Below are 26,147 nucleotides of genomic sequence, written 5' to 3'. Positions count from 1 at the left end.
TGCTTCCTTTCTAAAAAAAAGAACCCTTACTTGCTGATTCGACGGGACAATTCCAGAAACATTTCATTGGAAAAGCGGACAAAGCATCAAGTAAGAATCACTATTTATTATTGACAGTTTTTATCACTCTTGATTTAGAATAATTTACCAGAAATTATACATAGTTTCAATCTTTTTGTTGATATGCGAAGATTCTCAAGATAAATAAAAAAAGCAAAATGTATATTTTTTAAATAAATAACATTATTTCTTTATTATTACTAACTTTTTGTGCATAAAGATTTAATTCTTTGTGAATTTGTGCAAATCATTTTTTCATTATTTTTTTACGTCTCAGGTAAGGTGCACACCCGATTTCGACCACTTTGTTTTGCGAGATAGAGTGCTTGATCGGCTCTTTCGACGGCTGCCAAGATATCGCCATGACAAACGGTGCTCGCTTCAACGCCGCAAGACAAAGACATCGTCCCTTTTTCAAAATTGGCGACAGGAAACATACTGCTGGAAATAGTTTGACACAGTGTCGTCATCGCAGCTACGGTCTTTTCTTTGACATCCCCTTCGATCACGACACAGAACTCTTCGCCGCCATAACGATAAAAGGAAAAGGTCTCAGCAAAATGCGCCTCTAAAAAAGTAGTCGTCCGTGTGGCAAAGGTTCTCAACAGCTCATTTCCAGCGATATGACCATAACGATCGTTGACCTTTTTGAAGTGATCGAGATCGATCATGGCGATCGTCACAGTCTTTTTCTGTGAAACGGCTTGAAGCAGGTCGTGGTTATAGGTCCCATAGTTGAAGCAGCCGGTCAACGCATCGATCTTACTATTCGCCAACTCTGCCAGTACTTGGTACTCTTCGCCTTCAATCAACCGATGCAGCCACATAAAGCCGCCCAACAGCACAAAAGAACCAACAAGTACTGCCAACATCGCTTCCCAGTCATAGGTCGTCGTATGATGGACCAACATCGAAAAACGCGGTGAGAGCAGACAGGTCAAAAAATACATCAAATAAAACTGCTGTTGCGGACGCAGCGGCTTGATTTTTGATAAGAGAAAATCAAGGACAAAGACGCCGACACCTAATAGTGGTAAATAAAAGGCTTTGCCAATGTCAGAAAAACCGACAAACAGTAAATAGAACACGACCATACACGGCGTTATCAAAATCAAGATCTTGCCACGATCACCATAGAAAAAATGACTCGCAATAAAAGCAGTTGTGTATTGATAACAGATAAACCCAACTGAATTCATTGAGAAAGAAAGAATAAAATACAAATGCGTAAACGTCAGAATACCAATAATAAAATACTTAAATGGACGAGAAACCGATATTTTTTGCACACTTCGTACAAAAACATCTGCGGTCACCAGTAAACTGGCAATCATCAGCGGCAAACCAAACGCCAAGAGCACGCCTCGTTCTAACATTCCATCACAATCGCTCTCCTTTAGACCATAAATATCCTTGTTGTAAATGAACCCCCATCTCAAGCAGCTGCGCCATCTTATCGCGGGTCTCGATGCCTTCAACGATCAACTCAAGCTGATACTTTTTGGCGACCTTCAACCAACAGGTCAAGAAACTAAACCCGATCTCCTCATCGAGCTGAATAAACGGCAGTAGTGAAAATTTCAAACAATCCACATTTTCAAGATTGGCAAAGACCAATGACAGGGTATTTTGGCCACAGCCGATGTCATCGACAGCGATCACATAGCCATAGGCTTTGATTTTTGCAAGGGCAGTAGACAAATCAAAAGAATCATGCTGACCTTTTACAGGATGCTCTGTTAATTCGATCTGCAACTGCTCTTTGTGGGCAGTCATCCCCTCAAAAAAGGTCCACGTTGACTGCCACAGCAGCTGTTGTGGATGGATATTGACACTAAAGCGGGTTTTCGGCTTTTTTTGGCACAACCGTCGCAGCTCCTGGGCATACCACCCCATCAACTGCTGGTTGCCACTTTCAGATTGAATCATTGCGCTGAATTCTTGTTGCGGAAAGCGGTTGTTTTTCTCGCTGCGCAGCAAGACCTCATAGCCGTTCACCTCTTGCTGACTTAGCGATTCTACCTGCATGATTGGTTGACATAACAGATAAAAATTGTCTGTGTTTTCCCAAATTGTTTCATTTCCCATCTTCGTTAAGCCCCCATCTAGTAAAGTTATCACTTCCGAAAATTGGTCATATTCGTATCATCGCTCGTTCATAGTCCTTAGAAAGAGAAGCTTCAAAGGAACTGACTTGCCTAAGTATACCAAATAGAGCCGCAGTTCCCCAACTATTTTAGATGATTGGGCAGAATTTTTTGTGAACGATTGGACAGAGATTGTAGCTTTCACCCATAGTTCCTCTTTCTTCTGACAGTTGGAATTCTGCTCGTTTCTTGTATCAAAAACGCTGTTTCTGGCTGACTTACACGTTGGTCGATTGGCGTTTTTGACAGCTTCTTCTGCTCATCCTCATAAAAAAGCCAGCTGAACAGGAATTGTTCAGCTGGCTTCCTTTTTCTATTAATAAATTAAATAGTCAGAGGCACCGGCTTGCTTGATCTCGATCACCAGCTTATGAGGCAGGCAAATGCTCGTCTGCCCATTGCGATAGATCCAGCTGGTTTTGACAGCAATCTGGTCGGGACTATTGTCTTCACGAACTCGGATCGCGCCATCTTTGATCTCGACGATATTGTACTGACCTTCTGCTGGATAGTAGGTTTTTTCCATCGCATCGATTTCTTCTAAGTTAAAACGGTCAACCTCTTCTCCATTGATCCGCACGATTGCATACCGATCGCCGGTATCACTTTGAGCTTGTGCTTCAAATAGAAAAAGCGGTAAAAAAGAGCCGACAACTAACAGAACAAACAGCAGATAATCATAGGGCTTTAAAAGTTTTAAAAATGGCTGGATCGTCTTTTTCATCACATGTACGCCTTTCACGGTTCATTCACTGTTGCTTTTTAGAAGGTAATCGCTCTTCAAAAAAAGCAGTTAGGTCGATGATCTCTTCCTCTGTGAAGGTTTCTTGCTCCCATTGGGCAAGGATTTGTTCTTGCAAAGCCAAATCCATTTCCCAAAAATGCTCGATCTTCTTGAAATGCTTTGAGTCAAAGGAACGAAACACGGGGTAGATCATCAAAAATTCTTCAAAGGTAAGATCCCAGTCCTCAGTATAATCTTTAACGACCCCTTCTGACAAGGCTTTTTCCGTCGGATCGCCGTTTTCTTTAATCAAGCCTGCTTCGTAAAAATGGCGATAGATTGCCTCTTTGGTGATCTCTGGATGAAATTTTTTACTGTGACGATAGGCTTCTTCAATCAATGACGGATAGATGATCTCCATTTTCCCCCTGCTTTCTGGACGGCATCATAAGACGCCGTTAATTCTTTTCGATCGGGTGCTGCGCTTTATATTCTGCTAAAGATACATGGTGGCTGCGCTTGAAGGTTCCTGTTGTCCCATCAAACGAAATCGCTGGTGCTTTGACGCCATAGTGGGTCCGGCGCTTATTCTTTTTTGCTTTTGATGTTTTTCTTGCAGGTACTGCCATGTCATTTCCAACTTTCTTTCACTTTCTCATTATGCACGCAGCTGCAATGCATTTTTTCGTTTATTTCGCTTAAATTCATGAATGATCTTTAATGCGCGTTTCCTTGTTTTGATGTTCGGGCTCTTTAAACGTCGATACGCACTAGACAAGTCCGTTTTTTCCATATTGACTCCTTTCTGTTACCAGCTTGCTTTTGTAACGCCGGGAATTTCTCCGAGATGTGCATGCTTACGGAAATTGATCCGTGACATGCCGAATTTATTCATGTAGCCGCGCGGACGACCATCGATCATATCCCGTTTCTTCAAACGAGTCGGATTCGAATCCTTCGGTAGTTTGGCCAATGCTTGGGTATCTCCTTGTGCTTTTAGTTCTTGACGTACTGCTCGGTATTGTTCGATGAGTTGTACTTGTTTGTTGTATTTTGCAATTTTTGATTTTTTTGCCATTCAGTTATTTTCCTTCCTATTTCTTGATTTCACGAAAAATCGCTCTGCGCCGCAACTTTGGTGAGTATTTTTTTAATTCTAAACGTTCCGGCGTATTGCGCTGGTTCTTATTGGTCAAATAAAGTCTTTCCCCTGTCTCCACACATGCCAAAATAATATTGTTTCTCATAATAACCAGCTCCTTTCTCTTATGTCACACCAAAAAACTTAAAGTGTAACGATTACGTTTTGTATCATATCACACTAAAACACAGGAAGCAAGCAAAACTATTTCTTCTTTTTGTTATTTAACACGTGAAGAAAACGTCATATGAATTTGTTTTCAACCGTCGCTGTCATTGGCGGCAAGATAACAGAAACCTATAGCTTTTGATCCCGCAAAAAAATCACCTGATTTTTAAGAAATCACTGGTTGGGCTTTTCAAGCAGCCCAAGTCGTGATTCTTTGTCAGGTGATTTCATTCGGTTAATTTACTGATTGGTTCTCATGTGATGCAAGCCATTCACTGATCGCCTGCAAGCGTTCTATCCGCAGGTTCGGCAAGCCATTGCGCGACAAACCATGAGAGGATTGAGGAAACAGCATTAGCTTCGTATCGACGCCTTTACGCTGCAACGCCATGTAAAACTGCTGTCCTTGTTCTTGCGGACATCGCAAATCATTTTCCCCATGGAGGACTAACGTAGGTGTCTTGACTTGGCTGGCATAGGCCAAAGGCGACATCTTCCAAAGTCCTTCGGTCTCATCAAGTTCCCGCAACAATTGGAATTTGACGAAGGCAGGTCCAATGTCGCTCGTCCCATAAAAGCTGATCCAATTTGAGATCGAGCGTTGCGTAACTGCCGCACAAAAACGATCGGTATGACCAACGATCCAGTTGGTCATAAAGCCACCATAGCTGCCGCCAGCTACATGGATCGTGTTCGTATCGATTTCTGGATGGTTTGCCACCACGGCATCCACCCCCAACAGCAAGTCTTGATAATCTTTATTGCCATAATCACCTAAAATCGATTTGACAAACGCCTGACCGTACCCTTGCCCGCCACGAGGGTTCAACAAGATGACCCCATAACCGTTAGCGGCATGGACTTGCATCTCATGGAAAAATGTTTCCCCGTAGCAGACTTGCGGACCGCCATGGATGTACAAAATTGCTGGATGACTTTCTTGTGTTTCGGTCGGGGGCAAATACCAGCCTTGAATTTGCCAACCATCTGCTCCTTCGTACCAAAACGCTTCGGGTTTACTGATCGCTAACCTTGACATAACTGCTTGGTTGGGATCGTATAGATCAGTTACTTCGCCACTTGTTAAGTCAACCAAGCCTAAGCGACTAGGGATCGTTGTGGTCGCATAAGCAACAGCAAGTTTGGATTCCGAATAGATCGCCGCATCAAGGATATCCATTTTTTCATCAAGCAGTTTGGTCCATTCTCCTTGGATCGAGGCGCGGTACAGTTGTAGCTTGCCATGCTCCGTTACGGGTACAAGGAATGTGTCATCCGTCAACCAGGTGATCGCTACGCCGCGATTTTTTTGTTGAAAATCACTGATGATCGCATTGCCAAAAGCAACATCTAACTCCTTGGAAAGATTTTTGACCGCTTTTGTTTTTAAGTCGACCAAAAACAAATCATCCAAGGTCACAAAACCATAGGAAAGATCATTGCCTAATAGTAATAGCTGATCATTGCGCGCTGCAGCAAAAGTATACGTTCCTTCTGGCAGAATGTTTTCTAAACTTTCTGTCTTTTTCGTCTGGCTATTTAGGAGACAAACCTTCGATCCATAGTCCCACTCGTCTTCTTCCTCTTTGTCAAAAGTGAGAAACAAAGTCTCTTGATCATCCGCTAAGCCAGAGAACACAAAGGGATACTTATGCTCAAAAATCAGTTCCGTTTCTTGTGTCGCGATCGTTTTTTTGATGATCGAATGTTTTTTTTCTTTTAAAAAGCCGACGCCATCCGCCAAATAATTGACTTTCGTAGTAGCTTTTACTTGTGGAAATTCCTTTTGCTTGTCCGTCTTTTCTTTGTCGTCTTGATTCTCTGAAACCGTCTCCTCTTGTGCCAGCTGGTAATAGATAGCCGTTGCGTCTTGCTTCCAAAAATAGTCGCCCAGACCTTTTTCAGTCACAAGTGCTTGGGGCTTGCCGCCGGACACCGCCATCGTCCATAACGTACTTTCACCTTTCTTTGGATCGGTCGTCACAAAACTGAGCCATTGCTCATCTGGCGAGACCTTTAGACTGTTGTGGGTCGTCGCTTCGGTGCCCCACTCACGCCGTTCATTGGTCTTTGCGTCAATACTAAAAATCGCTGAATCATACGTGTTGGTCTCTGGGTTGACTACCGTTTCCAAGTAAAAAACCTGATTTTGCCCCACTGCAGGCTGCGCAATCGTTTTCAGTTCAAACAGTGTCTCATTCGTTATTTTTTTCATCCATTTCCCTCCAAATATACGTGTTTTCGTAGTAACTATCTACTAGTATATCAAAAGAAACGAATTTTTCTGCTTTTTTTAATAGTGAAATCCTCGCAAATTCGCTACTTCTTCAAAACCAGCCGACATCCCTGTCTGCCTTAAGATCTCCTGCCCATTTTCTAAAAGGGTCAAGGTGATTTCCGTACTGGCACTTTCGCGAATGATCCGATTCATTTGCCCAATAGAAGGTGCCCTCAAAGAATGCCCTTCTTTCGTCAAAACTTCGATCGTTAAGGACCATTGTTTTTGTTTGAGATGGATCACTAAACGGTCTTCCGTGCGTTTGACATCATGAATCTTTGCACCATGATAAGTAGCAAAACGATATTCTTGGCTCCCGACTTGCAGAACACAAATCGTTCCCAAAAAAGCAAAACCAGCAAAGGGAATGTCGGCTGCGGAGAAAAAGAACCGAACATCTGGCGCATCAAAGCTGTTGCATTGAACCCAAATATAAGCTGCTGGAAAGGAGGTTCCCCAATCTTTTTCCAAATAACCGATCCCGTTCGTAAAATCGATTGCTTCGTCGTTCCACTGCAGCGTACCTTCTAAGGTATGACTCATGCTCAAGACCCCGTGGTAGCACTCCATAAATGACAGATACGAAAAAGGACCCATGATACTCGGCGCATAACGTGTCCGCTGAATCGGTTTGTGGTCGTTATACTTTACTGACCCTTGTACTTGAAGTTCGTTATTTTTTAAAGAGACTTGGATGCCTGCTTCACTAAAGATATTATCACCAATCGTTACTTTACGCTCCTCTTCTGACACTTGAAAGTCAGTTTCTGGAAAGGAAAAGTAATGCGCACCCTCATGATTGATCACTTGAATGAATACTTCTTTGGTCCCGTCTTTTTGAATCGAAAAACCAGGAATAAAAGCATAGACTTCTTCACCGATTTGGTGTTTATGGTACCAGCCTTCAAAAAAAGCGGTCTGCTTGTCGTGGCCGTGAAAGAACTGATCTGTTGTCAACATCTTGATTTCCCTCCGTTTCTTTTTTAGTGTAGCATGAAGCAGAAAGATTCCTCAGGATAATGCTTTTTCTATGTAAAAAAAGCCAGAAACAAGCAAGACACTTGTTTCTGGCTTTACTTATTGCTCTTTCATCACTCGACGGGTCCACCAGAGAAAAATAAGAAACCCTACAACTAACAGTGTCAAAAGTCCGCCGGTCATCCACGATGGATCCCCAATGTGATAAAATGCCATGGCTTTTTGCAGGCAACCAAGCAACACAAATACCCCCAGTAGAAAAACGATCGGATAAAAAGCTTTTTCTTTGAGTGATACAACAAAAACGATCGCCGCTACCAGCAAACTGCCAACCAATACTACATCAAATGGAAATGCGATCGTCAGGAGCCACCAGTTTGGGGTCAGCAGATTGATCAGCAGTGAAAGACCAATCCAGCCACTCACAACGAGCCACAGGGAGCCGAAACGAATCACTTTGCTTGTGCCCTTCTTTTGATAGATGGTTTTGCTGATGATCGCAAAAATCCCGATGATCGCTAACACAGTTACCAATCCTGTCAAAAGATAATCCAGCAGGTTAAGAACCAGTGGTCCTTGATTTGTAAAATCAGCTATAAATTTGATTCCCCAACTGATGCCAACCGCTAGATACGCCAATTTGAGGCGCTCTTTGAGATTACTCTTTGGCGTGTTTGCCAATAGTTCATCTGCCACCCCTTTCGGATCATTGCCAAAATAGTGTTGCGCCTCTTCCCCATGAGTTTGTGCTTCTAATAAATCCATTGCAATCGCGTATACCTGCTCTGTGACTTTATGCTCATCGTAAAAAAGGCTGGAAAGTAAGAGGTAGCTTCGCAAATCATCAAAAAATTGGCGATTTTTCTCATTGAATTGTTGCTCGATCAGATTGGTTTGCTTTCGCCAATAGGTCGTCTCTTGTTTATTTGCCATGTTTCCTCACTCCTTAAATAATCCTTCGACTTTCTTCATTAGGTTCGTCCATTGTTCTCTAAATTGTGCCAAATAGTCTATGCCTTTCGGGGTGATCGAGAAATACTTGCGATCAGGTCCTTCAGGTGACTTTTTCATCTCAGAGGTAATAAGTTCTTGTTTTTCCAACTTCTGCAGCAAAGGATAGATCGTGCCGCCAACGATCGTTTCAAAGCCTCTTTGCTTCAGTTCCTGTACCAGTTCATAACCATAAATCTCTTTTTGAGCAATCACTTGCAAAACACACCCTTCCAAAACCCCTTTTAGCAATTGCGTCTCTTTCACGATTTCCCTCCTTTGGTTCCCTTTATCTAGTTTGTTATACAAACTAGTGTTGTACCTAGTATACGTGTTTGTCACTAGTTTGTAAAGCATACTAGTAGAATAAAAAAATCTCCTAAGAAGATTTTTCTTCTAGGAGAATTTTTTATCAAATGATTCAACGTTTCACCCCGCGTTGATAGGAATCATTGTACGCTTGAAAGGACTTATCGTGAAGTTTCGCCGCTGCATCTGCCAACCAGTTGACATTTCTGATCAATGCGCGGCCTTGTAAAACCAAATCCACTTGATTGGTTTGCAAAAGATATTCGCAAAGATCAGGATTATCCAATAAACCGACTGCTGCTACGGGAATATCGACCACTTGCTTGATAGCTGCAGCAAAGGGCACTTGATAGCCATCATAGATCGGAATATTAGGCTTTTTATCCACCACACCGCCTGTGGAACAGTCAAGACAATCAATGCCATCTGCTTGAAGCCATTGGGCCACTTGCTGCCAATCTTCCAACGAATTTTGGCGTCCTGGTTCTTCATAGTCTGTCAGTGACAAGCGCATCCACAAGGACCCAGAAAAGACTGCCCGAACTGCTTGTACCGTTTCTTTTACAAAGCGATAGCGATTCTCTAAGGAACCACCATACAGGTCGGTTCGTTGATTGACGAGAGGCGAAAGAAATTGATCCATCAAGTAGCCGTGAGCCCCATGAAGTTCGATCATCGTGACACCCGCTTTGGCTGCTCGTTGGGCAGCCTGAACAAAACTATCTTGCACCCGTTTGATTTCCGACAGGGTCATTTCTGACGGTAACGGGTAGCGTTCGTTAAAGGCAACGGTACTTGGTGCCAAAGGATTGGTGGCATCAACTGCTTTTCGTCCTGCATGGCTTAGTTGGATGCCTACTTGCGCATCGAACCCATGCAGCAGTTCCACCAATTTCGTCAGCTCTGTTTGCTGCTCTTCATTCCATAACCCTAGATCATTGTTTGTGATTCGTCCGTCTGGTTCAACGGCAGTCGCTTCAATAATGATCAAGCCGACTTTGCTTAATGCTCGTGCCCCGTAGTGAACAAAATGAAAGGGTTCCGCAACACCGTCTTCTTTTTTTACTTCATACATACACATCGGCGACATAACGACGCGGTTGGCCAATGCTAAATTCGCTAGCTTCACTGGTGACAATAATTTGGACATGCTGACACTCCCTCAACGATTTTTCGCTTTGTATTTTTCTCTATATTCAGTATAAACAGCCCCTTCAAAAACACAAGCAATGACCCTTTTTCCCATTTTTAAAACAAAAAAATAGACGCATTCTGCTTGCTCCCATGACATTGGAACAATCAGCTGCCTCTTCCCACTATTATTATACCGCATCCAGAGTCAAAAAAATAGACTAGTATTTTTGGTGGATGCCCGTATAATTGAGATACTTTGGAGAATGGATGTGAGTCTAAATGAACGACCTAAAGGCTGAAAAGAAGCATCTCGCAGACACGTACCAGCAATTGCTGACGCGAAAGACAGTGCTGAACAGCTTCTTGACTGAAGGCAGAAAAAAAGATCGCCTTGCGATGCAAAGCATCGGCGAAGAGATTCGCTTAAACTTTGATAATTTTGCTGACCGTTTAGATACTTTTGCTGCCATTGAAAGTAAGAACCGTGAGATCGACCAAATGAACGCCGCTCTTCAATCTGCTGAACGTGAATTAGCTGCCATCGACCGTCTACTGGATAGTCCCTACTTTGGTAAAATTTCCCTACAATTTGAAGATGAGGAAACGATAGAAGATTTTTACATTGGGATCAATGGTTTTGTTAATGAAAATAAGGAAGGGTTGATCTATGATTGGCGCTCCCCAATTGCCGAATTGTTCTATGTCAAACGCTTAGGCCCGGTCTCTTATCAAGTGAACAATCAGACGATTTCTGCCGCTCTTGAACATCGCCGACAATTTATTATCGAAAAAGATCACTTGAAGCAAGCCTTTGATACCTCAGTCGCGATTCAAGATGAAGTGTTACTGGCAGCCCTTGAAGCCAATAATAGTCAAAAAATGCAAGATATCACTGCTTCGATCCAACACGAACAAAACGTCATCATCCGTGACTTAGCGCATAAAAACCTACTGGTCAACGGTGTTGCTGGAAGCGGAAAAACGTCTGCTGTCATGCAGCGAATCGCCTTTTTGCTGTACCATTTTCGTGAAGAGATGACCGCAGAGAATGTCTTGATCCTCTCCCCGAACTCTCGGTTTATTGATTATATTTCGCAAGTGCTGCCTTCCCTCGGTGAAAAAAATCCATTGACGCTGACCATGCGGCAGTTTTGCCAAGCATTTCCTAGCGTTGACTTAGAATCGGAAGAGGCGTATTTTGACCGCATCCAGCAAACACCCAATGAAGCAATCGACCTTTTGCGCAGTGCGGACTTCAGCCGCTTTCTTCAATCCTTGAGCAAACAGCTGCCAGAAGAACTTGTGCTTCAGTTTAAACCAATCAAAAGAAAAAACGTCGTCCTTTTTTCTGAAGAAACGATCGACACTTTCTTCCAAGAGACACCGAAACAGGCATCCTTGCGCGATCGCATCCAAGCAGTCAAAAAGAAATTGGCTTACGCTTGGGAGGAACGACTGCAAAAAAATGCCTTAGCAACAAATGTTCACGACCAAGTTCGTTCTTTGACTGAAGACGAACAGCGCTCCCTATTAGGGACAGTTTTAAAGGATGATTCAGAAAAAACAATTCAGAAAGCAGCCATTCGCCTCCTGAAGAAAAAATACACAACGGTTTCCAAACAAATCAAAGACCTTACTTGGTTTGATACGAAACGATTGTTAGCAGACAGTGCCGACTATTTTACTCACGGACAGATCACTTTGACGCAAACAACAGATAGTTTGGATTATACCGTTTGTCTATTGCTGATTCGTCATTTGCTCGCCGAAAAACAACCTGTCCCTGCGTTACGCTATCTGTTTATCGATGAAGTCCAAGATTATACGCCAGCACAAATTCAGTTTCTATTATGTCTTTTTCCTATGCCGCTTTTACCCTCGTCGGGGATCAGCAACAGGCGATCTTTACAAGTGCCATCACCGTATCAGAAATCCAAACGTTATTTCAACAACAGGCGAAATTCCTCGAAACGTATCAGCTGACTACGAGTTATCGTTCTAGCGGTGCAATCACGCGGTTATTTGCCCAAATGCTACCAAAAGAAACCAATTTAAACATCTCTGCCGTTCGACCAGAAGGAAAGTTGCCACAGTTTTATGCCAATCTGCCTGACGTTGCGTTAGTAGACATAGTAAAGGAACTTAAGCAACCAGTATCGATCATCACCAAAGATAGTCGATCCAGTGAGGAGCTCAAACAGTTCTTCGATAAACAGGCCGTGTCATTTCATGGAACGGTTTTACCGATTCATCTTGCCAAAGGATTGGAATTTAAGCAGGTCCTCTTATATGATGTCTCAGAAGAAAATTATCATACCGATCAAGACCGGCGAATTCTCTACACGGCGATTTCTCGTGCAATGGAAGAACTGGTGGTAACTTCAAAAGGAACCTTTTCGCCGTTTCTCCCTCCTTGCTAGTAGAACGAAAAACCTCCTATTTTCTATAGAATCTTGATAAGATTTGAGAGAACCCTGTCTTGCCTCTCTGAGTAGTTCTCTTATCTGACTGATTTAGAAAGCTATCGATCAAATAAAAAAGCATCAACGCGATTGCGTTGATGCTTTGCTTTTGAATTGATTAGCGATGGATGTAAGTATATCCAGATGCGCTCATTGTTGCAGTGTTTGGTCCACCAGGACTGTCAAAGCCCATTCCGCCTTGAGAGATTGTGATGGTATTGTTTGATGGGTTGTAAGATTCAACATAGGCTACGTGTCCATAAGTTGGATCAGCAGTCCATTCGCCACCAACTGATTGACCAGCGGCAAAGACTACAACGGCACCGGCTGCTGGTGTACCATTGACAGTGTATCCATCAGCTGCAGCTGACGCACCCCATTGTGCACCATTACCCCAGTAAGTACCTACCCAAGGAGCGCGGTTTTTCACGTACCAAGTACATTGACCCCAAGCATACATGTTACCTGAGCTTGAATGATCTTTTCCACCGCCAGTAGAAATACTTCCTGTAGAATTATTGTTTGATGAAGAGTTTGAATCTGAGTTACTTGAGCTTGAATTGCTTGAACCAGTGTTTGAAGAGCCTGCGTTCGATGAACTTGAGCTGTTAGAACTGCTGGTATTGCTTGAGCTTGTGTTGCTTGAAGAACTACTTGTTGCTGTTTCAGTAGAAGCTGTTGTATTCTCTGTCGTGCTTTCAGTTGATTGAGCAGCAGCTTCTTGTTGTGCTTCTTTCAAAGCAGCAGCTTGTCTTTCTTCTTCTGCTTTTTGAGCAGCAGCAGCTTCTTGTTGTTCTTTCAAGATACGGGCTTTTTCAGCTTCTGCTTCTTGTTTTTTCTTATTCAATGCATCTTTGTCTTTTTCAGCAGTCGCTTGTTCTGCTGCTAAGTTTGCTTTCAAGACATTTAAATCAGCTTGTTTTGCTGCAATGGCATCTCTTTGTTGGCTAAGTTCTGCTTGGTTCGCAGCAACTTCTTGGATCTTGCTTTCGTTTTCTTTGACTTTGTCTTCAACATCTTGTTTGTCTTGTTTTTGTTGTTCAACTAAATCATTGTTTGCATTGACGATCGTTGTCATCGCTTGTACGCGACCGATAACATCCGTTAAAGAATCTGCTTCTAAAACAGCATCAATGAAATTGGTGCTTTGACCGTTAACTTGTACATCACGGGCTTGCTTTTGGATTGCTTCTTCACGTTTGGCAATACGCAATTTCAATGTTGCGATTTTGTCTTGCAATTTCTCAGCTTCTTGACCTAACTCAACTTGTTTCGCTTCTAATGAAGCAACTTTTGCACTCACTGTTTCAATTTCTGCTTCTAGAGAATCGATTTGTGATTGGGCGTCAGCTTGCTGACCTTTAAGAGAATTGATTTTTTGGTCTTGCTGCTCGATTTGATCATCAATGGAATCTGCAAATGCTAATGCAGGTGCTGCAACTGCTGTTAATGTTAGTGAACACACCATTAATGCTGATAACAAACTATTCTTCACTCGTTTTTCCTCCGACTAGCTGGTTGATTTGACAGATGAACTGCCTTTATAAAAACTTAATTTTGTCTAAGAAAGTTTAATGTTCGATTTAACGACAAATGAATTCTACCATAATGATATGACACACAGATAAAGGAAATGTTACAAAAATGTTTCAATCTAACGCTCCCTTTATCTCAACGATAAATAACAGGACAATTAAAGACCGTTAAATCAACGTTTCTGAATAAATTACCGCGTTTTCTTTTCATTTTCATCATCAAAAATAAAATCAATTCATGTTATCTTTATCGAAAGTAAAGCTAATTCGTCAGGGTTTAAAGCTTGATCACACTTTTTTTAATAAGAAAAACTATGAAAACAAGAAATCATTCAAAAAAAGACCATTTATGTGACAAGATCCCTATTCCTTTCTATAATAAATAAAACAAGCGAGGAGGGAATCGCGATTCGTACACACAAAAAATGGTTTTGGCCATTGGCACTACTTACACTTTTTGTCACCTGTTTCCTGTTATTCTTTCAATTTCGTAAGGTGCATGAAGCCGATACTCCATTGCAACAGGCGAGCAACAGTGAGTTTTGGCTCTTAAGTGATATTCATTTTCTTTCCTCCACGCTCCATGATAACGGCGCAGCCTTTCAGACCTTCACAAAGGGAGCTGCTGGCAAAGAGATGACGTATCAAGAACAATCGATCGAGGCCTTCACCGCTCAAGCCTTAAAAGAGAAACCCACGGGAATTATTTTGACCGGTGATATGACGCTCAATGGCGAGAAAGCAAGTGCTCAAGAGTTGGCAAGATTGCTTGAACCATTGCAAGAAGCTGACATTATGGTTTTAGCATTACCTGGCAACCACGAGATTTACAATGGTTGGGCGCGAGCATTTAAAGGTGAAAAGGAATACTACGCAGATCAAATCAGTCCTGAGGATTTTCAAACGATTTTTACTGAAGGTTACGAAAAATCCAACAGTATCGACAAGTCTTCCCTTAGCTACAGCATTCAGTTAAACGACAAGTATCGTCTCTTTTTGCTCGATTCATGTATCTACGATTCTGAGGTTAATTGGGATGACCCTACTACGAATGGTGAGTTGAAACCGGCTACTCTAACTTGGTTGGAGGAGCAGTTAACCCTGACGAAAGAAGCGGAGCAAGTACCACTGGTCTTTTTGCACCATAACTTGTTTGGTCATAATGAACTCTTACAAGACGGTTATGTTCTCGACAACGCCTCTGAGACTGTCGCTTTGTTGGAACGCTTCAACGTGCCAGCCGTTTTCTCTGGTCATATCCACATTCAAGACATTAACGAAGGGAATGATTCGCTTTATGAAGCAGTCACTGGGTCTTATTCAACGGCAGAATTAGGCTACGGCGTCCTTTCTCTTTCTGACAAGGAAATCAACTATGAAGCTCGGCAGATTGATCTCGATGCTTGGGCGGCTGAAACGAAGCAAACTGATGAACAGTTGCTGAACTATCAAAACTACCAGAAAAGTATTTTTGAAAAAGACACCGACCAACTGGTCCGTGACCAATTGTCCGCAGTGTCTGAACTGTCAGATGCCCAGATGACAAAACTTTGCACGTTTGTCACGAAGTTGAACACTGCCCTTTTTACTGGCAATGATACTTACTCAGCCGAAGAAAAAGCTGCCATCAAAGACTCCGAGGAGTATCAGTGGTTAGCGACCTATTCTTACTTTTTGAAGCAATATGTCGATTCAATGCTGGACGATCAAACCGATGATCGCAAGCTGACGATCCCCCTCACAGCAGAATAAAGCTAAAAAGTGTCTTCTTCCTTTCTTTTAGGAAAAAGACACTTTTTTCTTTTCTAATGAACGATAGCCCTCTCGTTTGGGTAAACGAGAAGGCTATCTGACGAGTCAATATTTATTCTTTGAAAGTGCAGCATACTATTACTACTATTATTTATTTCTCATTTAAACGATACAATCCCTAACCTCTATTGTATCCTTGTAACTCTGAAGTTACGCCAGGTTTGAATAAATTTCTTCAAAACAAGTAACGTGTGGTACAAAAATATTTGTCGCTTATCAATAACTATACCACACAACAAGGCGCCGACGGAAGTAAACTAGCTTATTCTTAATCATTACTTAAACAAAAGGTATTGTTTTCAAACAGTGTTGCTCCTTTAAGAATTCTACGTGAAGCGATCAACCTTCCTGTCATGCATATCTGCTAACCATTCCTATAAGGGAATTCCTTTTATTCAATAGGCAAGTCGTGCTGTTTTAAGAAAGATAATTTATCCCAGTAGCCTCTTTGAAATAAAATTTTATCATTTACTATTTGAAAAAAACCGCAGCCTCTCAAACCTAAGGGGTCACGCCACTCTAAAATTGCCCATTGTCCATCTTCGAAAATGTTCTCAACGATACAAACCATGTTTGCGTTAGAAAAATCTTGCTCAAACATCTGCTTGATCGCTTCTTTCCCAACAACTGGCTCATTGGCAACCTGGTGGTTTATTGCATTCTCATCATATAATTCTGAAATACATCCTACATCTGCCTGATTAAACGCATCAACCCATTGGCAAAGTATTTCTTTTGGCTTCATATAAATCCCCCTCGAAATGTAATCATCTTTGTTCCAATCGCAATAAAAAAGCAGCTAATTTGTACCAATATATTCTACTTTTACAATTCATTCAAGACAATATCGATGAGACGAATAAGAAATATCGATCTTTCACATCGATTACTCTTGTATAAGTACGGGGTACCATATATTGAATCGTAGCATGTTTTGCTTTACCTGTTTCTTTATTCCATTCACATGAGTCATGCCATTTGAATCACTAGTAATCATTGCTTTTAATGGTAGCAACGCCACTAAACCTATTCAACCACTTTATTAATTTATTGAATACGGTATACAGCCCCTCTTTCTTTTTATACGCTTATCATCGAATGAGAAATCATAGGTAAGTAAACCGCGACGCTTAGGGCTAGTTGAATAGTGAAATCAAAGATGTACTATTTACCATGTCAGGTCCTCAAAACCTGCAACTATTCTCTTGTAGCAGATCATCAACACCCGATCCATTTCAATATTTATATAAAATAAAACAAAAAAAGCGAGAACCCAATGGATTCTCGCTTGTTAACGTCAATTAACCTTTAACGATGTTTGTTGCTTGTAAGCCACGTTGGCCTTCTTCAACGTCGAAAGTCACTGCTTGACCTTCTTCTAAAGTTTTGAAGCCGTCGCCTTGGATAGCTGAGAAGTGAGCAAATACATCATTGCCGTCTTCACCTGTAATAAATCCAAAACCTTTATCTGCATTAAACCATTTTACTGTACCGTTATTCATAAACGTATACCTCCATATTACACATCGACTGTGTTTATTTGTTTGTAATAGAAAATGATGTGTAATTGAAGTGTGTATCAATAGAAAAGATAAACAAGTATTAACATATCAGAACTTTACCTATTCATCATAGCATGGTTAAAATAAAATAGCAAATAAAGTTGGCTTTTTTTCTTGATAAAAAGCTAAATTGTTAAGAAACCTTATGATTAAGCCTAGCAATTGCTTTATCTGGAAGAATCAAAAATCAAAGAGTTGCGCCGTTTGAAGCAATTACTTTTTTGTACCAATCAAATGACGCTTTCTTGATGCGTTTCTTTGTGCCATTGCCTTCATCGTCTTGGTCAACATAGATAAAGCCATAACGTTTCGACATTTGTGAGGTTGAGGCACTAATGATATCGATACAGCCCCATGCCGTATAGCCAAAGACCTCGACGCCATCATGCAACGCTTCATTGATTTGTTCAATATGCTGACGCAGATAGTCGATTCGATAAAAATCATCGATGGTGCCATCTTCGTTTACGACATCTTCTGCTCCCAAACCGTTTTCGGCAATAAACAAAGGTTTTTGGTAGCGGTCATAGAGTTGATTCAATGCTGTTCGCAACCCTTTGGGATCGATCTGCCAGCCCCATTTACTGCTTGGCAAATAGGGATTTTTAATCCCACCAGTGATCAGATTCCCAACAGCACTTTCCAATCGTTCTGGATGTGCGCTGACTGCACTGGACATATAGTAACTAAAGGAAACAAAATCAACAGGGTTTTCTCGGATGACTTCTAAGTCTCCTGGTTCGATCACCAATTCCACTCCTTTTTCTTCAAACATGCGGTTGGCATATGCTGGATAATAGCCTCTTGCCTGCACATCACTGAAAAAGAGTGAGGTACGTTGACTTTCAACTGTTTTTTGGACATCGTCTGGATCACAGCTGTACGGCGTTAATAATTGATAGCTGATCATGCAGCCGACCTTGGCATCGGGAATCAATCGATGGCAATAGTCAGTCACGATTGCGCTGGCGACAAATTGATGGTGCGCCCCTTGGTACTTGTCTTGTTCAATATTAGGATGACCTTCTTCAATGATCCCGACACTAACATATGGATGGTGTTTGACACAATTGATTTCATTAAAAGTCACCCAGTATTTGACTTTCTTTTGGTATCGCTCAATCACCGTCTTGGCAAAACGGACGTAAAAGTCGATCACTTGCCGGTTTGGCCATCCTCCATACTCAGTCACTAAATACAAAGGCATCTCATAATGGGATAGTGATACCACTGGTTCGATCCCATACTTCAAACACTCATCAAAGACTGCGTCGTAAAATGCCAATCCAGCTTCGTTTGGCTCTACCTCATCCCCCTTTGGAAAGATCCGTGTCCAGGCAATTGACATCCGATAGGCTTTGAAGCCCATCTCAGCAAATAAACGAATATCTTCTTTAAAGTGATGATAAAAATCGATTCCCTGTCTTTTCGGATAGTATTTCGTGCTGTTTGGATCCTGTGCTTCTGCAACTTGCTGATGAGTCATCATATGCCATTGGTCAGTCCATCGTTCTTTCGGCATTGAGGAATCGAATAGATAGACATCAGAAACCGACAAGCCTTTTCCATCGATTCCAGAACCTCCTTCAACTTGGTTGGCAGCTGTTGCTCCTCCCCAGAGGAAATCTTTTGGAAAATAACTTTTCATTTTACTTGCCGCCTTTCAAAAATGATTCGTACGCCAACGCTTCCCCATTCGTGGCGATCACTTGCTGATAATACGCAAAACTAGCTTTTTTCTTGCGGGAAAGATCTCCGCTACCATCATTTTGCTTATCAACATAGATAAAGCCGTATCGTTTTTCCATCTCTCCTGTCCCCGCAGAAACGATATCGATCGGTCCCCACCATGTATAGCCTAGAATCGTTGCGCCATCTTTGATCGATTCCGCCATTGCTTCTACATGGTCTTTCAAATAGGCCATCCGTTCTTCATCGACGATCGATCCATCTTCATTGACAACATCCTTTAAACCAATTCCATTTTCAACGATAAATAATGGTTTTTGATAGCGATCAGTCAATTCGCTGCAAACATAGCGTAATGCCAGCGGATCGATCGGCCATCCCCAAGCAGTTTCTTTTAGGTAAGGATTCTTTTTCCCTAGTAATCCGCCAGTATTGCCTAAAATTTTCATGCCTGCTTCATGCAATGAGCTGCGGTAAAAACTAAAGCCTAAATAATCGCAGGTCCCCGCTTTAATGATCGCTAGATCTTCTTCTGTAATGTCCAGCAACAGATGATTATCCTTCACGATGCGGTCGAAGTATTCCGGATAGGCTCCTCGCAATTGCACATCACTATAGAACAAGGAACGACGGCGCAGTTGATACGATTCAAAAACATCTTGCGGGTTGCACGTCGCAGGGTAAATCGGGCTCAGTGACAGCATACAGCCAATCTGATTGTTTTCATCTACTGCCTTCCCATTCAGAACTGCTTTGGCACTTGCAACAAACATATTATGACTTGCTTGATAAAGTGCCTGTAATTTTTCTTCTTCAGTCTCGAAAGAAAACACATCGATACCTGCTGCGAGTAACGGGATCGTATGGGTATGGTTGATTTCATTGAAAGTCATCCAATATTTCACTTTCCCTTTGTAGCGTGCAAAAACCACTTTTGTATACCGATCAAAAAAATCGATCAGTGCACGATTTTGCCAACCACCATATTTCGTCACCAAATGCAGTGGCGTCTCAAAATGAGCTAATGTAACAACTGGTTGGATCCCTTTTTCATTCAAGGCATCAAATAAATCATCATAAAATTGTAAACCTGCTTCATTGGGTTCCGTCTCATCCCCATTCGGAAAAATGCGACTCCAAGCAATTGAGGTACGCAAACACTTCAAGCCCATTTCCGCAAACAGTTCAATGTCTTCTGGGTACCGATGATAAAAGTCGATGGCTTCATGGCTCGGATAAAAGTTATCCTCTTCAAGCTGCAGTGAAACTTGCTCAATACGTTTTTCACCAACTGGTAAAATATCTGCTACACTTAATCCTTTTCCTCCTTCCAAATAAGCTCCTTCGGCTTGATTTGCGGCGATCGCGCCGCCCCATAGGAAATTTTTTGGAAATACACTCATGAAATCGCTCCTTTTAATAAATCATTTGCTACCAAAGCGGTAACGTCTTTTTTCGCTTGATCCACAACTGTCAATGCATCTTCTTTGATCACACTGGTAAAGACCAACATGGTTGTCGGATCATATCCTTTTTCAATAATTTTTGCTAAGTCAAAGGTGCCAATTTTTTGCCCCTTCACGACTTGATCCCCTTGTTTCACCGAAATCTCAAACACGCCTTTTGCTAAATCAACCGTGTCTAAGCCGATATGAACCAACACTTCCGTCCCAGCAGCTGATTGGATCCCAAAAGCATGTCCAGTTGGAAAAACTGTCACAACCGTACCAGTAAGTGGCGCATAAATATCGCCGGCTGATGGATAAACGGCTAACCCATCCCCCATTGCTCGAGAAGAAAATACTTCATCTTTGACATCATCAAGCGTGATCGCTTCACCAGCAACTGGTGTCATCACTTGCAGCCCTGCACCTTCTTCTAAAACAGGTTCTACCGTTTCTTCAAATCCTAATACATAGGTCAAAATAGCAGTACCGAAGAACGCAAAGGCAATGCCGATCAAATAGTACACAAAGGTGTCCCCAAAGAAAGCTGGCAATGTCGTCAATGCTGGGAAAACATAGACGATGGCCTTGGTTTGCATCATTCCCATAAACGCACCAGCAAGGGCACCAACGATGGTTTGAGCAATCAACGGCTTTTTAAATTTTACCGAAAGTCCATAGACGATTGGCTCTGTAATTCCTCCAAGCAATGCTGGAAGCAAAGAAGATAGCGCCAGGCCTTTGGTTTCTTTTCTGCGAGAGCGTAAAAACACACCTAAAGCAACCCCAGCACTCGCAAATGTTGCTGCTGCGATCATCGGGCGCAGCGTATCATAGCCATATACCGCTAGGTTATTGACCATAATCGGTACAACTCCCCAATGGATCCCGATCATTACTAAGAATGTCCAACCGCCACCGATCAACAAGCCAGCCAACAGCCCGCTCTTGTCGCTGATAAAGTTCATGGCATTGCCTAAACCGTCCCCAAGCATTACACCGACCGGTCCAATGATCAAAACGGTCAAAGGCACCATGATCAAAAGAGCTACTAGTGATAGAGCAAAAATCTCGATACTCTTAGGAATGATCCGTTTGAGTAGTCGTTCCAAGTGCGAGTAGATATAGATCGAAACGATCGCTGGAATCACGGTACCCGAATACCCCATCAACACAGCTGGGATGCCAAAGAAATCGACCGTCACACCGTTTTCCGTCACCATTGCTGTAAAATTCGGCTCCAGCAACGCCCCAACGATTGCTAAAGCAATAAACATATTGACTTTGAAAATCCGCGCTGCACTGATCGCTAAAAATAAAGGCAAGAAATAAAAGACACTATTGCCAGCAGCAGCTAATATTTTATAGGTGCTTCCTTCCGCATCCATCAAATGATAGGTTGTAAAAACAACTAGCAAAGCTTTCAACATCCCTGCCCCTGCAAGCGCAACAATGATTGGATTAAAGATCGCAGACAATACATTGAAGAATCGGATAAATACATTGCCTTGTTTTTCTGTTGATTCTTCGGCATCCCCATCACTTTCCAAAGCATTTTGGATCGAATACTTACTCATGATCGTTTGAAAAACATCCGCTACATGATTACCGATCACGACTTGAAACTGGCCATTTCCTTCAATGACAGACAATACCCCATCAAGCTGCTGAATCTTATCCTTATTTTTTCGTGCCAACTCGACATCTTTCAACTTAAAACGCAATCTAGTGATGCAATGATACAGGCTAACGATATTTTGTTCCCCACCGACCTGTGCTATAATTTCACTAGCAAGTTTTGAATAATCTTTTGCCAAATGACTCACTCCCGTGTTTGATTTATAAAGCGCTTTATGGCGTTACTATAGCAGATTTTTTTCTCTCACCTGCGAAAGTTCGCAATTTGGAAACTGCTTACAAGAAAGGAAAGAAAATGGGCCTCTTAATCATTCGTTTATTGAATCTTTTAAATAATGCACCCACTGATTCCACCAACTACTATATCGGTTTGACCATGATCAACCATTATGATCAGATCCAAACTCTAAGCATTGGTGAATTCGCTGCTCTTTGCCATGTGTCAAAGTCAACCGTTTCAAAATTCGCTCGCACCTTGGGCTTTGATGATTATGGCGATCTAAAAGACAACGCTGCCTTTATCGAAAACCGCTTCAACAATCCCCTGAATTATCGTTCGAATATTTTGTCTGCCTTAGAGCAAGAGGGCGTAGACTCCTATTTTGACGCAGTTGTACAAGACATCGATTATCTGCGTCATCATCTTGATCTGCCAGCCATCGAACGGGTCGCAAAAGCCATTGTGACGCATAAAAATGTCTTTGCTTTTGGAATTTTATTCTCAGAATCGGCTGCTATTGATTTCCAGATCAAACTAGCATACAACGGCAAGTTCATTCGGACCTTCCAAGACGATCTTGTACAGGAAGAAATCATCAAGACCGCTGATGAAGAATCGCTGTTTATCATTTTTACCAACTCCGGTGACTACCTAACGAAACAGCAAATTCGAAATGGAACACCACGGAAAGATTTCTTCGATCGAACCAAAGCCAAAGTCATCGTGATCACCGCTAATCCACAGATCTCGGAACTGCCCTTTGTCCAAGAAGCAATCATCTTCCCTCATCAAACCCATTTTCAAACCCATGCTTTTATGTATCAGTTCATCATGGATTTGATCGTATCGAAGTTCAAGCAGTTGACGGATCGAAAGCGCATGTAGCACAAAAAACACACGCACAGCCGATAGCGGAAAGAAGCTTCCGCTCACATGACTGGACGTGTGTTTGTTTTTTATAGGAAAAATCTGCTTATTTGTTGCCCGTTTCGCTACCTCTCATACGGTTCGAAGCTAAAACAAATGGTGAATAGATCAAAAAGGCTAGCACCAAAATAACTACTTGAACCAAAATGGCCGCAAAACTTTGATAACCTACAAACGCATTGACAAATAAGGGCAATCCAAACGGCACTTCCACACTAGCTGCTGGAATAATCTGGGTCACTGTAGCAATGTAAGCAACAACGGTAGCCATCAATTGCGAAAGGATAAATGGAATCGCAAAAATTGGATTCATAACGATCGGTAATCCATAGACTAACGGTTCATTTATACCGAAAATCCCTGGAATCAAAGCTAGTTTTGAAATGAGTTTTTGATCTTCCCTTTTTGAAAAAACCAGTAAAGAGAGAATCAAGGCAATCGTCACTCCAGCCCCACCCATTACCACATATACTCGAAAGAATGTCATGGTCAATGGATTTGTCGCAGCTTCTCCTGCTTGAACTTGCGCAATATTGTCTGCAAGACCTGCTAACGCCAATGGACTTAAGATAGGCATGATCACCATATTGCCATGCAGACCAAAGACCCAAAAAATGGCTGAAGCAAAAGCCAATAAAATGATTCCAACAGGACCGTTTTGCATCACTTTTTGCATCGGTACTTGCAATGTATTATAGATAATGTCACTTAAATAATTGCCCGTCCAATTGAAAATAACGGTACTAATAATTGAAAATACTAGAAGAACGAGTAGTACTGGTATCAAAGAATTAAAAGACCGAGCAATTCCGCTTGGTACACTTTCTGGCATTCGGATTTTCAATTTTTCTTTTTTCATTAACCAAGAAAAAAGTTCCACTGAAAGAATAGCAATTAGCATCGCTACAAACAAGCCTTGTGCATTGATACTTGTTGTTGCAATACCACTGGTTAAAATGTCCTCCATTCCTTCCACCACTGTTACGATCGTTTGTGGCACGATCGTCAAAAATGAAACGACTGCTACTAACGCACTATAGTTTTCATCCACACCATTTCTTTGCCCAATAATTTTCCCAATCAAAAAGGCAATGGCAATACTCATCGTCGACATAGTTGCATAATTAATTGCTGTAAAAGCTGGACCGATAGCGCTTAAAAAAGAAAAAGCTGCAAATTGCGCAAGACCGACTTCTTCAGAACAAAGAATGGTGTTAAATAAAGTTGCGAACGAGCCAACAATAATAAATGGCATATAAACGGTAAAGGCTGTTTTAATACTGTAAAGATATTTATTCTGATTGATCGCTTCGGCAGTGTGGCCGATTTTATTCGCAAAAGAATCAAAAAAAGACATGATTTCCCCTCCTACATATCAGCTAGATTTTTATTTTGTTCGATTATTTTTTTGTAATACGCAAAGCTGTCTTTCTTGCGACGCTCAAATGTTCCGTTTCCTTCATTATCAACATCTACGTGGATAAAACCGTATCTTTTATTCATTTCTCCTGTGCCTGCACTTACAATATCTATGATTCCCCACCACGTATAAGCAAGGATTTCACAGCCATCATGGATGGCTTCAGATAAGGCAAGCAAATGATCTCTTAAATAGTTTTGGCGTTCTTTATCAATAATCTTGCCATTAGCGTCTATGTGATCTTCCATGCCGAGGCCATTTTCAGCAATCATTAATGGAATTTGATAGCGATCATACAATTCGTTACAAACATACCGCAATCCCAAAGGATCAATTTGCCAGCCCCAAGGCGAAGTTTCTAAATAGGGATTTTTTTTCCCTTGTGGACCGCCAGTTCCCGTCTTCATCTTTAAATCATGAGAGTAGACTGTCGTTAAGTAGTAACTGAATGCTAAATAGTCACTCGTATAGGATTGAATCGTTTCTAAATCGCCTTTTTCTATTTCAAGATTGATAGATAACTCTTCAAATAATCGTTTAGAATATGCTGGATAGGCACCTCGGATCATCACGTCTGAAAAAAACAAAGATTTTCTGCGAAACTCATAACTACCAAATATATCTTTCGGATTGGGTGTATCAGGGTACACACCACTAAGTGAAAGCATACAGCCCATTTTTGCTTTAGGATTTATCTTCTTCAATGATTTGTTTGCTAAAGAATGGGCAACGAACATATGATGAGCTGCTTGATATTGCGCTTGTGCAGGATTTTCGTCTTCCTCCGTTCTTAAAGCGCCCGCAAACCACGGAATTTTTACAATATTATTGATTTCATTAAAGCTCATCCAATAAGTGACCTTTTTACCATATTCTGAAAAAATCACCTCACAATAATTGAGAAAAAAAGAAATCAGTTGCCGATTTTTCCAGCCACCGTATTCTGTCGCCAAGAATAATGGTGTTTCATAATGAGAGATGGTCACGATTGGTTCGATCTTGGCAGCTATTAGTCCATCAATCAAGCGATGGTAAAAGTCTATTCCTTCTTGGTTCGCTTCTTTCTCATCGCCACGTGGAAAAAGTCGTGCCCAGTTGATTGAAAAACGAAAGCATTGTAGACCCATTTCTTTTAACAAAGCAATGTCTTCTTCAACATGATGATAAAAATCAATTGCCTTGTGGGAAGGATAATAGTGATCTTTTTTTAACTGAGGATCAATCGTCAGTAATCGTTCTTTCCCCACCGGTAAAATGTCGCAGATTCCCAATCCCTTGAGCCCCTCTTGGTAGGCTCCTTCCGCTTGGTTTGCTGCAATGGCTCCGCCAAATAAAAACTTGTCGGGAAATCCTTTGCTCATAACTATCACTCCTCTTTCTTGATAGCTAAAATTTATCATAGAAAAAGAAAAGCACAATTTTATAAAAAGGCTTACAATTTTTGATTTAAAAAGGTTTCACAAAAAATCTGGTACCTTTTAAAGATAGAAATCCATCTATAAAAAGTA

The 26,147-nt window shown here is 41.6% G+C and carries 23 protein-coding genes and 1 pseudogene; 3 read left to right on the top strand and 21 right to left on the bottom strand.

Annotation, left to right across the window (positions count from 1 at the left end; translation table 11 throughout):
- Positions 1 to 326: 326 nt before the first annotated feature.
- From A5867_RS05550 to A5867_RS05490, 13 genes are all read right to left on the bottom strand, one after another.
- The gene (locus A5867_RS05550; RefSeq protein WP_015509170.1) at positions 327 to 1,436 is read right to left on the bottom strand and encodes a GGDEF domain-containing protein; all 1,110 of its coding nucleotides are present in this window, start codon (positions 1,434 to 1,436) and stop codon (positions 327 to 329) included.
- Positions 1,437 to 1,440: 4 nt separating this feature from the next.
- On the bottom strand, positions 1,441 to 2,148 hold the full coding sequence (locus tag A5867_RS05545) for an EAL domain-containing protein (RefSeq protein WP_087627054.1): 708 nt from the start codon (positions 2,146 to 2,148) through the stop codon (positions 1,441 to 1,443).
- 375 nt (positions 2,149 to 2,523) lie between these two features.
- Positions 2,524 to 2,931 (bottom strand): NusG domain II-containing protein, encoded by a 408-nt coding sequence (locus A5867_RS05540; protein ID WP_005237322.1) that lies wholly within the window; start codon positions 2,929 to 2,931, stop codon positions 2,524 to 2,526.
- A 25-nt stretch (positions 2,932 to 2,956) separates the two neighbouring features.
- Complete coding sequence (locus A5867_RS05535) at positions 2,957 to 3,352, bottom strand: hypothetical protein (protein ID WP_015509167.1); 396 nt, start codon at positions 3,350 to 3,352, stop codon at positions 2,957 to 2,959.
- A 37-nt stretch (positions 3,353 to 3,389) separates the two neighbouring features.
- Positions 3,390 to 3,560, bottom strand: a complete 171-nt coding sequence (gene rpmF, locus A5867_RS05530; RefSeq protein ID WP_005225341.1) for a 50S ribosomal protein L32 — start codon at positions 3,558 to 3,560, stop codon at positions 3,390 to 3,392.
- A 29-nt stretch (positions 3,561 to 3,589) separates the two neighbouring features.
- A complete protein-coding gene (locus A5867_RS05525; protein ID WP_005237325.1) occupies positions 3,590 to 3,724 on the bottom strand; it encodes a putative metal homeostasis protein in 135 nt (44 codons plus the stop codon).
- 15 nt (positions 3,725 to 3,739) lie between these two features.
- The gene (gene rpsN / locus A5867_RS05520) at positions 3,740 to 4,009 is read right to left on the bottom strand and encodes a 30S ribosomal protein S14 (protein ID WP_005225340.1); all 270 of its coding nucleotides are present in this window, start codon (positions 4,007 to 4,009) and stop codon (positions 3,740 to 3,742) included.
- A 16-nt stretch (positions 4,010 to 4,025) separates the two neighbouring features.
- Entirely contained in the window at positions 4,026 to 4,178 is a 153-nt protein-coding gene (rpmG, locus tag A5867_RS05515) for a 50S ribosomal protein L33 (protein WP_005225339.1), read from the bottom strand.
- A 297-nt stretch (positions 4,179 to 4,475) separates the two neighbouring features.
- A complete protein-coding gene (locus tag A5867_RS05510) occupies positions 4,476 to 6,455 on the bottom strand; it encodes a S9 family peptidase (protein WP_087627053.1) in 1,980 nt (659 codons plus the stop codon).
- A 78-nt stretch (positions 6,456 to 6,533) separates the two neighbouring features.
- Positions 6,534 to 7,478: a tocopherol cyclase family protein gene (locus A5867_RS05505; RefSeq protein WP_016620641.1), complete on the bottom strand. Its 945-nt coding sequence runs from the start codon at positions 7,476 to 7,478 to the stop codon at positions 6,534 to 6,536.
- A 117-nt stretch (positions 7,479 to 7,595) separates the two neighbouring features.
- On the bottom strand, positions 7,596 to 8,429 hold the full coding sequence (locus tag A5867_RS05500; protein ID WP_087627052.1) for a hypothetical protein: 834 nt from the start codon (positions 8,427 to 8,429) through the stop codon (positions 7,596 to 7,598).
- 6 nt (positions 8,430 to 8,435) lie between these two features.
- Positions 8,436 to 8,753 carry a PadR family transcriptional regulator gene (locus A5867_RS05495; RefSeq protein ID WP_008377296.1) on the bottom strand — a complete coding sequence of 106 codons (318 nt, stop codon included), beginning with the start codon at positions 8,751 to 8,753 and terminating at the stop codon, positions 8,436 to 8,438.
- Between the two features lie 154 nt (positions 8,754 to 8,907).
- Positions 8,908 to 9,945: an NADH:flavin oxidoreductase/NADH oxidase gene (locus A5867_RS05490; RefSeq protein ID WP_015509162.1), complete on the bottom strand. Its 1,038-nt coding sequence runs from the start codon at positions 9,943 to 9,945 to the stop codon at positions 8,908 to 8,910.
- A gap of 263 nt (positions 9,946 to 10,208) precedes the next feature.
- Here A5867_RS05490 and A5867_RS05485 point away from each other — a divergent pair.
- A pseudogene (locus A5867_RS05485) lies at positions 10,209 to 12,349 on the top strand (UvrD-helicase domain-containing protein).
- Positions 12,350 to 12,509: 160 nt separating this feature from the next.
- Here A5867_RS05485 and A5867_RS05480 read toward each other — a convergent pair.
- The gene (locus A5867_RS05480; RefSeq protein ID WP_060792881.1) at positions 12,510 to 13,886 is read right to left on the bottom strand and encodes a CHAP domain-containing protein; all 1,377 of its coding nucleotides are present in this window, start codon (positions 13,884 to 13,886) and stop codon (positions 12,510 to 12,512) included.
- Positions 13,887 to 14,277: 391 nt separating this feature from the next.
- On the opposite strand from A5867_RS05480, the gene A5867_RS05475 reads away from it, so the two are divergent.
- Positions 14,278 to 15,678 carry a metallophosphoesterase gene (locus A5867_RS05475; RefSeq protein WP_087627051.1) on the top strand — a complete coding sequence of 467 codons (1,401 nt, stop codon included), beginning with the start codon at positions 14,278 to 14,280 and terminating at the stop codon, positions 15,676 to 15,678.
- Between the two features lie 451 nt (positions 15,679 to 16,129).
- On the opposite strand, the gene A5867_RS05470 is transcribed toward A5867_RS05475, so the two are convergent.
- The 5 genes from A5867_RS05470 to A5867_RS05450 all read right to left on the bottom strand — a co-directional run bounded on the left by A5867_RS05470 (position 16,130) and on the right by A5867_RS05450 (position 22,260).
- Positions 16,130 to 16,483 (bottom strand): nuclear transport factor 2 family protein, encoded by a 354-nt coding sequence (locus A5867_RS05470; protein WP_086338606.1) that lies wholly within the window; start codon positions 16,481 to 16,483, stop codon positions 16,130 to 16,132.
- A 556-nt stretch (positions 16,484 to 17,039) separates the two neighbouring features.
- A complete protein-coding gene (locus A5867_RS05465) occupies positions 17,040 to 17,240 on the bottom strand; it encodes a cold-shock protein (RefSeq protein ID WP_005225331.1) in 201 nt (66 codons plus the stop codon).
- Between the two features lie 247 nt (positions 17,241 to 17,487).
- Positions 17,488 to 18,948 carry a 6-phospho-beta-glucosidase gene (locus tag A5867_RS05460; protein ID WP_074536531.1) on the bottom strand — a complete coding sequence of 487 codons (1,461 nt, stop codon included), beginning with the start codon at positions 18,946 to 18,948 and terminating at the stop codon, positions 17,488 to 17,490.
- A 1-nt stretch (position 18,949) separates the two neighbouring features.
- On the bottom strand, positions 18,950 to 20,392 hold the full coding sequence (locus A5867_RS05455; protein ID WP_016610579.1) for a family 1 glycosylhydrolase: 1,443 nt from the start codon (positions 20,390 to 20,392) through the stop codon (positions 18,950 to 18,952).
- Positions 20,389 to 22,260, bottom strand: a complete 1,872-nt coding sequence (locus tag A5867_RS05450) for a beta-glucoside-specific PTS transporter subunit IIABC (protein WP_005225328.1) — start codon at positions 22,258 to 22,260, stop codon at positions 20,389 to 20,391. Before A5867_RS05450 ends, A5867_RS05455 begins: the two co-directional genes overlap by 4 nt.
- Before the next feature lie 107 nt (positions 22,261 to 22,367).
- Between A5867_RS05450 and A5867_RS05445 the strand changes: the two genes are divergently transcribed.
- Positions 22,368 to 23,177, top strand: a complete 810-nt coding sequence (locus tag A5867_RS05445; RefSeq protein WP_015509153.1) for a MurR/RpiR family transcriptional regulator — start codon at positions 22,368 to 22,370, stop codon at positions 23,175 to 23,177.
- An 88-nt stretch (positions 23,178 to 23,265) separates the two neighbouring features.
- Here A5867_RS05445 and A5867_RS05440 read toward each other — a convergent pair whose 3' ends face one another.
- On the bottom strand, positions 23,266 to 24,576 hold the full coding sequence (locus A5867_RS05440) for a PTS transporter subunit EIIC (protein WP_087627050.1): 1,311 nt from the start codon (positions 24,574 to 24,576) through the stop codon (positions 23,266 to 23,268).
- Between the two features lie 11 nt (positions 24,577 to 24,587).
- Positions 24,588 to 26,000 carry a family 1 glycosylhydrolase gene (locus tag A5867_RS05435; RefSeq protein WP_153883406.1) on the bottom strand — a complete coding sequence of 471 codons (1,413 nt, stop codon included), beginning with the start codon at positions 25,998 to 26,000 and terminating at the stop codon, positions 24,588 to 24,590.
- Positions 26,001 to 26,147 lie beyond the last annotated feature (147 nt).

It is taken from the genome of Enterococcus sp. 6D12_DIV0197 (assembly GCF_002174385.1).
Taxonomy (GTDB): domain Bacteria; phylum Bacillota; class Bacilli; order Lactobacillales; family Enterococcaceae; genus Enterococcus_D; species Enterococcus_D casseliflavus.
The sequence above is the reverse complement of the archived record's forward strand: the minus strand, read 5'-3'. Positions and strand labels throughout refer to the sequence as shown.

Excerpts from the sequence above, each read along its gene's own strand:
- A5867_RS05500 (WP_087627052.1), bottom strand. The coding sequence starts at position 8,429 with ATGGCAAATAAACAAGAGACGACCTATTGGCGAAAGCAAACCAATCTG.
- A5867_RS05490 (WP_015509162.1), bottom strand. The coding sequence starts at position 9,945 with ATGTCCAAATTATTGTCACCAGTGAAGCTAGCGAATTTAGCATTGGCC.
- A5867_RS05535 (WP_015509167.1), bottom strand. The coding sequence starts at position 3,352 with ATGGAGATCATCTATCCGTCATTGATTGAAGAAGCCTATCGTCACAGT.
- A5867_RS05510 (WP_087627053.1), bottom strand. The coding sequence starts at position 6,455 with ATGAAAAAAATAACGAATGAGACACTGTTTGAACTGAAAACGATTGCG.
- A5867_RS05465 (WP_005225331.1), bottom strand. The coding sequence starts at position 17,240 with ATGAATAACGGTACAGTAAAATGGTTTAATGCAGATAAAGGTTTTGGA.
- A5867_RS05550 (WP_015509170.1), bottom strand. The coding sequence starts at position 1,436 with ATGTTAGAACGAGGCGTGCTCTTGGCGTTTGGTTTGCCGCTGATGATT.
- A5867_RS05545 (WP_087627054.1), bottom strand. The coding sequence starts at position 2,148 with ATGGGAAATGAAACAATTTGGGAAAACACAGACAATTTTTATCTGTTA.
- rpmF (WP_005225341.1), bottom strand. The coding sequence starts at position 3,560 with ATGGCAGTACCTGCAAGAAAAACATCAAAAGCAAAAAAGAATAAGCGC.
- A5867_RS05440 (WP_087627050.1), bottom strand. The coding sequence starts at position 24,576 with ATGTCTTTTTTTGATTCTTTTGCGAATAAAATCGGCCACACTGCCGAA.
- A5867_RS05470 (WP_086338606.1), bottom strand. The coding sequence starts at position 16,483 with ATGAAGCCAAAAGAAATACTTTGCCAATGGGTTGATGCGTTTAATCAG.
- A5867_RS05455 (WP_016610579.1), bottom strand. The coding sequence starts at position 20,392 with ATGAGTGTATTTCCAAAAAATTTCCTATGGGGCGGCGCGATCGCCGCA.
- A5867_RS05445 (WP_015509153.1), top strand. The coding sequence starts at position 22,368 with ATGGGCCTCTTAATCATTCGTTTATTGAATCTTTTAAATAATGCACCC.
- A5867_RS05435 (WP_153883406.1), bottom strand. The coding sequence starts at position 26,000 with ATGAGCAAAGGATTTCCCGACAAGTTTTTATTTGGCGGAGCCATTGCA.
- A5867_RS05540 (WP_005237322.1), bottom strand. The coding sequence starts at position 2,931 with ATGAAAAAGACGATCCAGCCATTTTTAAAACTTTTAAAGCCCTATGAT.
- rpsN (WP_005225340.1), bottom strand. The coding sequence starts at position 4,009 with ATGGCAAAAAAATCAAAAATTGCAAAATACAACAAACAAGTACAACTC.
- rpmG (WP_005225339.1), bottom strand. The coding sequence starts at position 4,178 with ATGAGAAACAATATTATTTTGGCATGTGTGGAGACAGGGGAAAGACTT.
- A5867_RS05525 (WP_005237325.1), bottom strand. The coding sequence starts at position 3,724 with ATGGAAAAAACGGACTTGTCTAGTGCGTATCGACGTTTAAAGAGCCCG.
- A5867_RS05460 (WP_074536531.1), bottom strand. The coding sequence starts at position 18,948 with ATGAAAAGTTATTTTCCAAAAGATTTCCTCTGGGGAGGAGCAACAGCT.
- A5867_RS05505 (WP_016620641.1), bottom strand. The coding sequence starts at position 7,478 with ATGTTGACAACAGATCAGTTCTTTCACGGCCACGACAAGCAGACCGCT.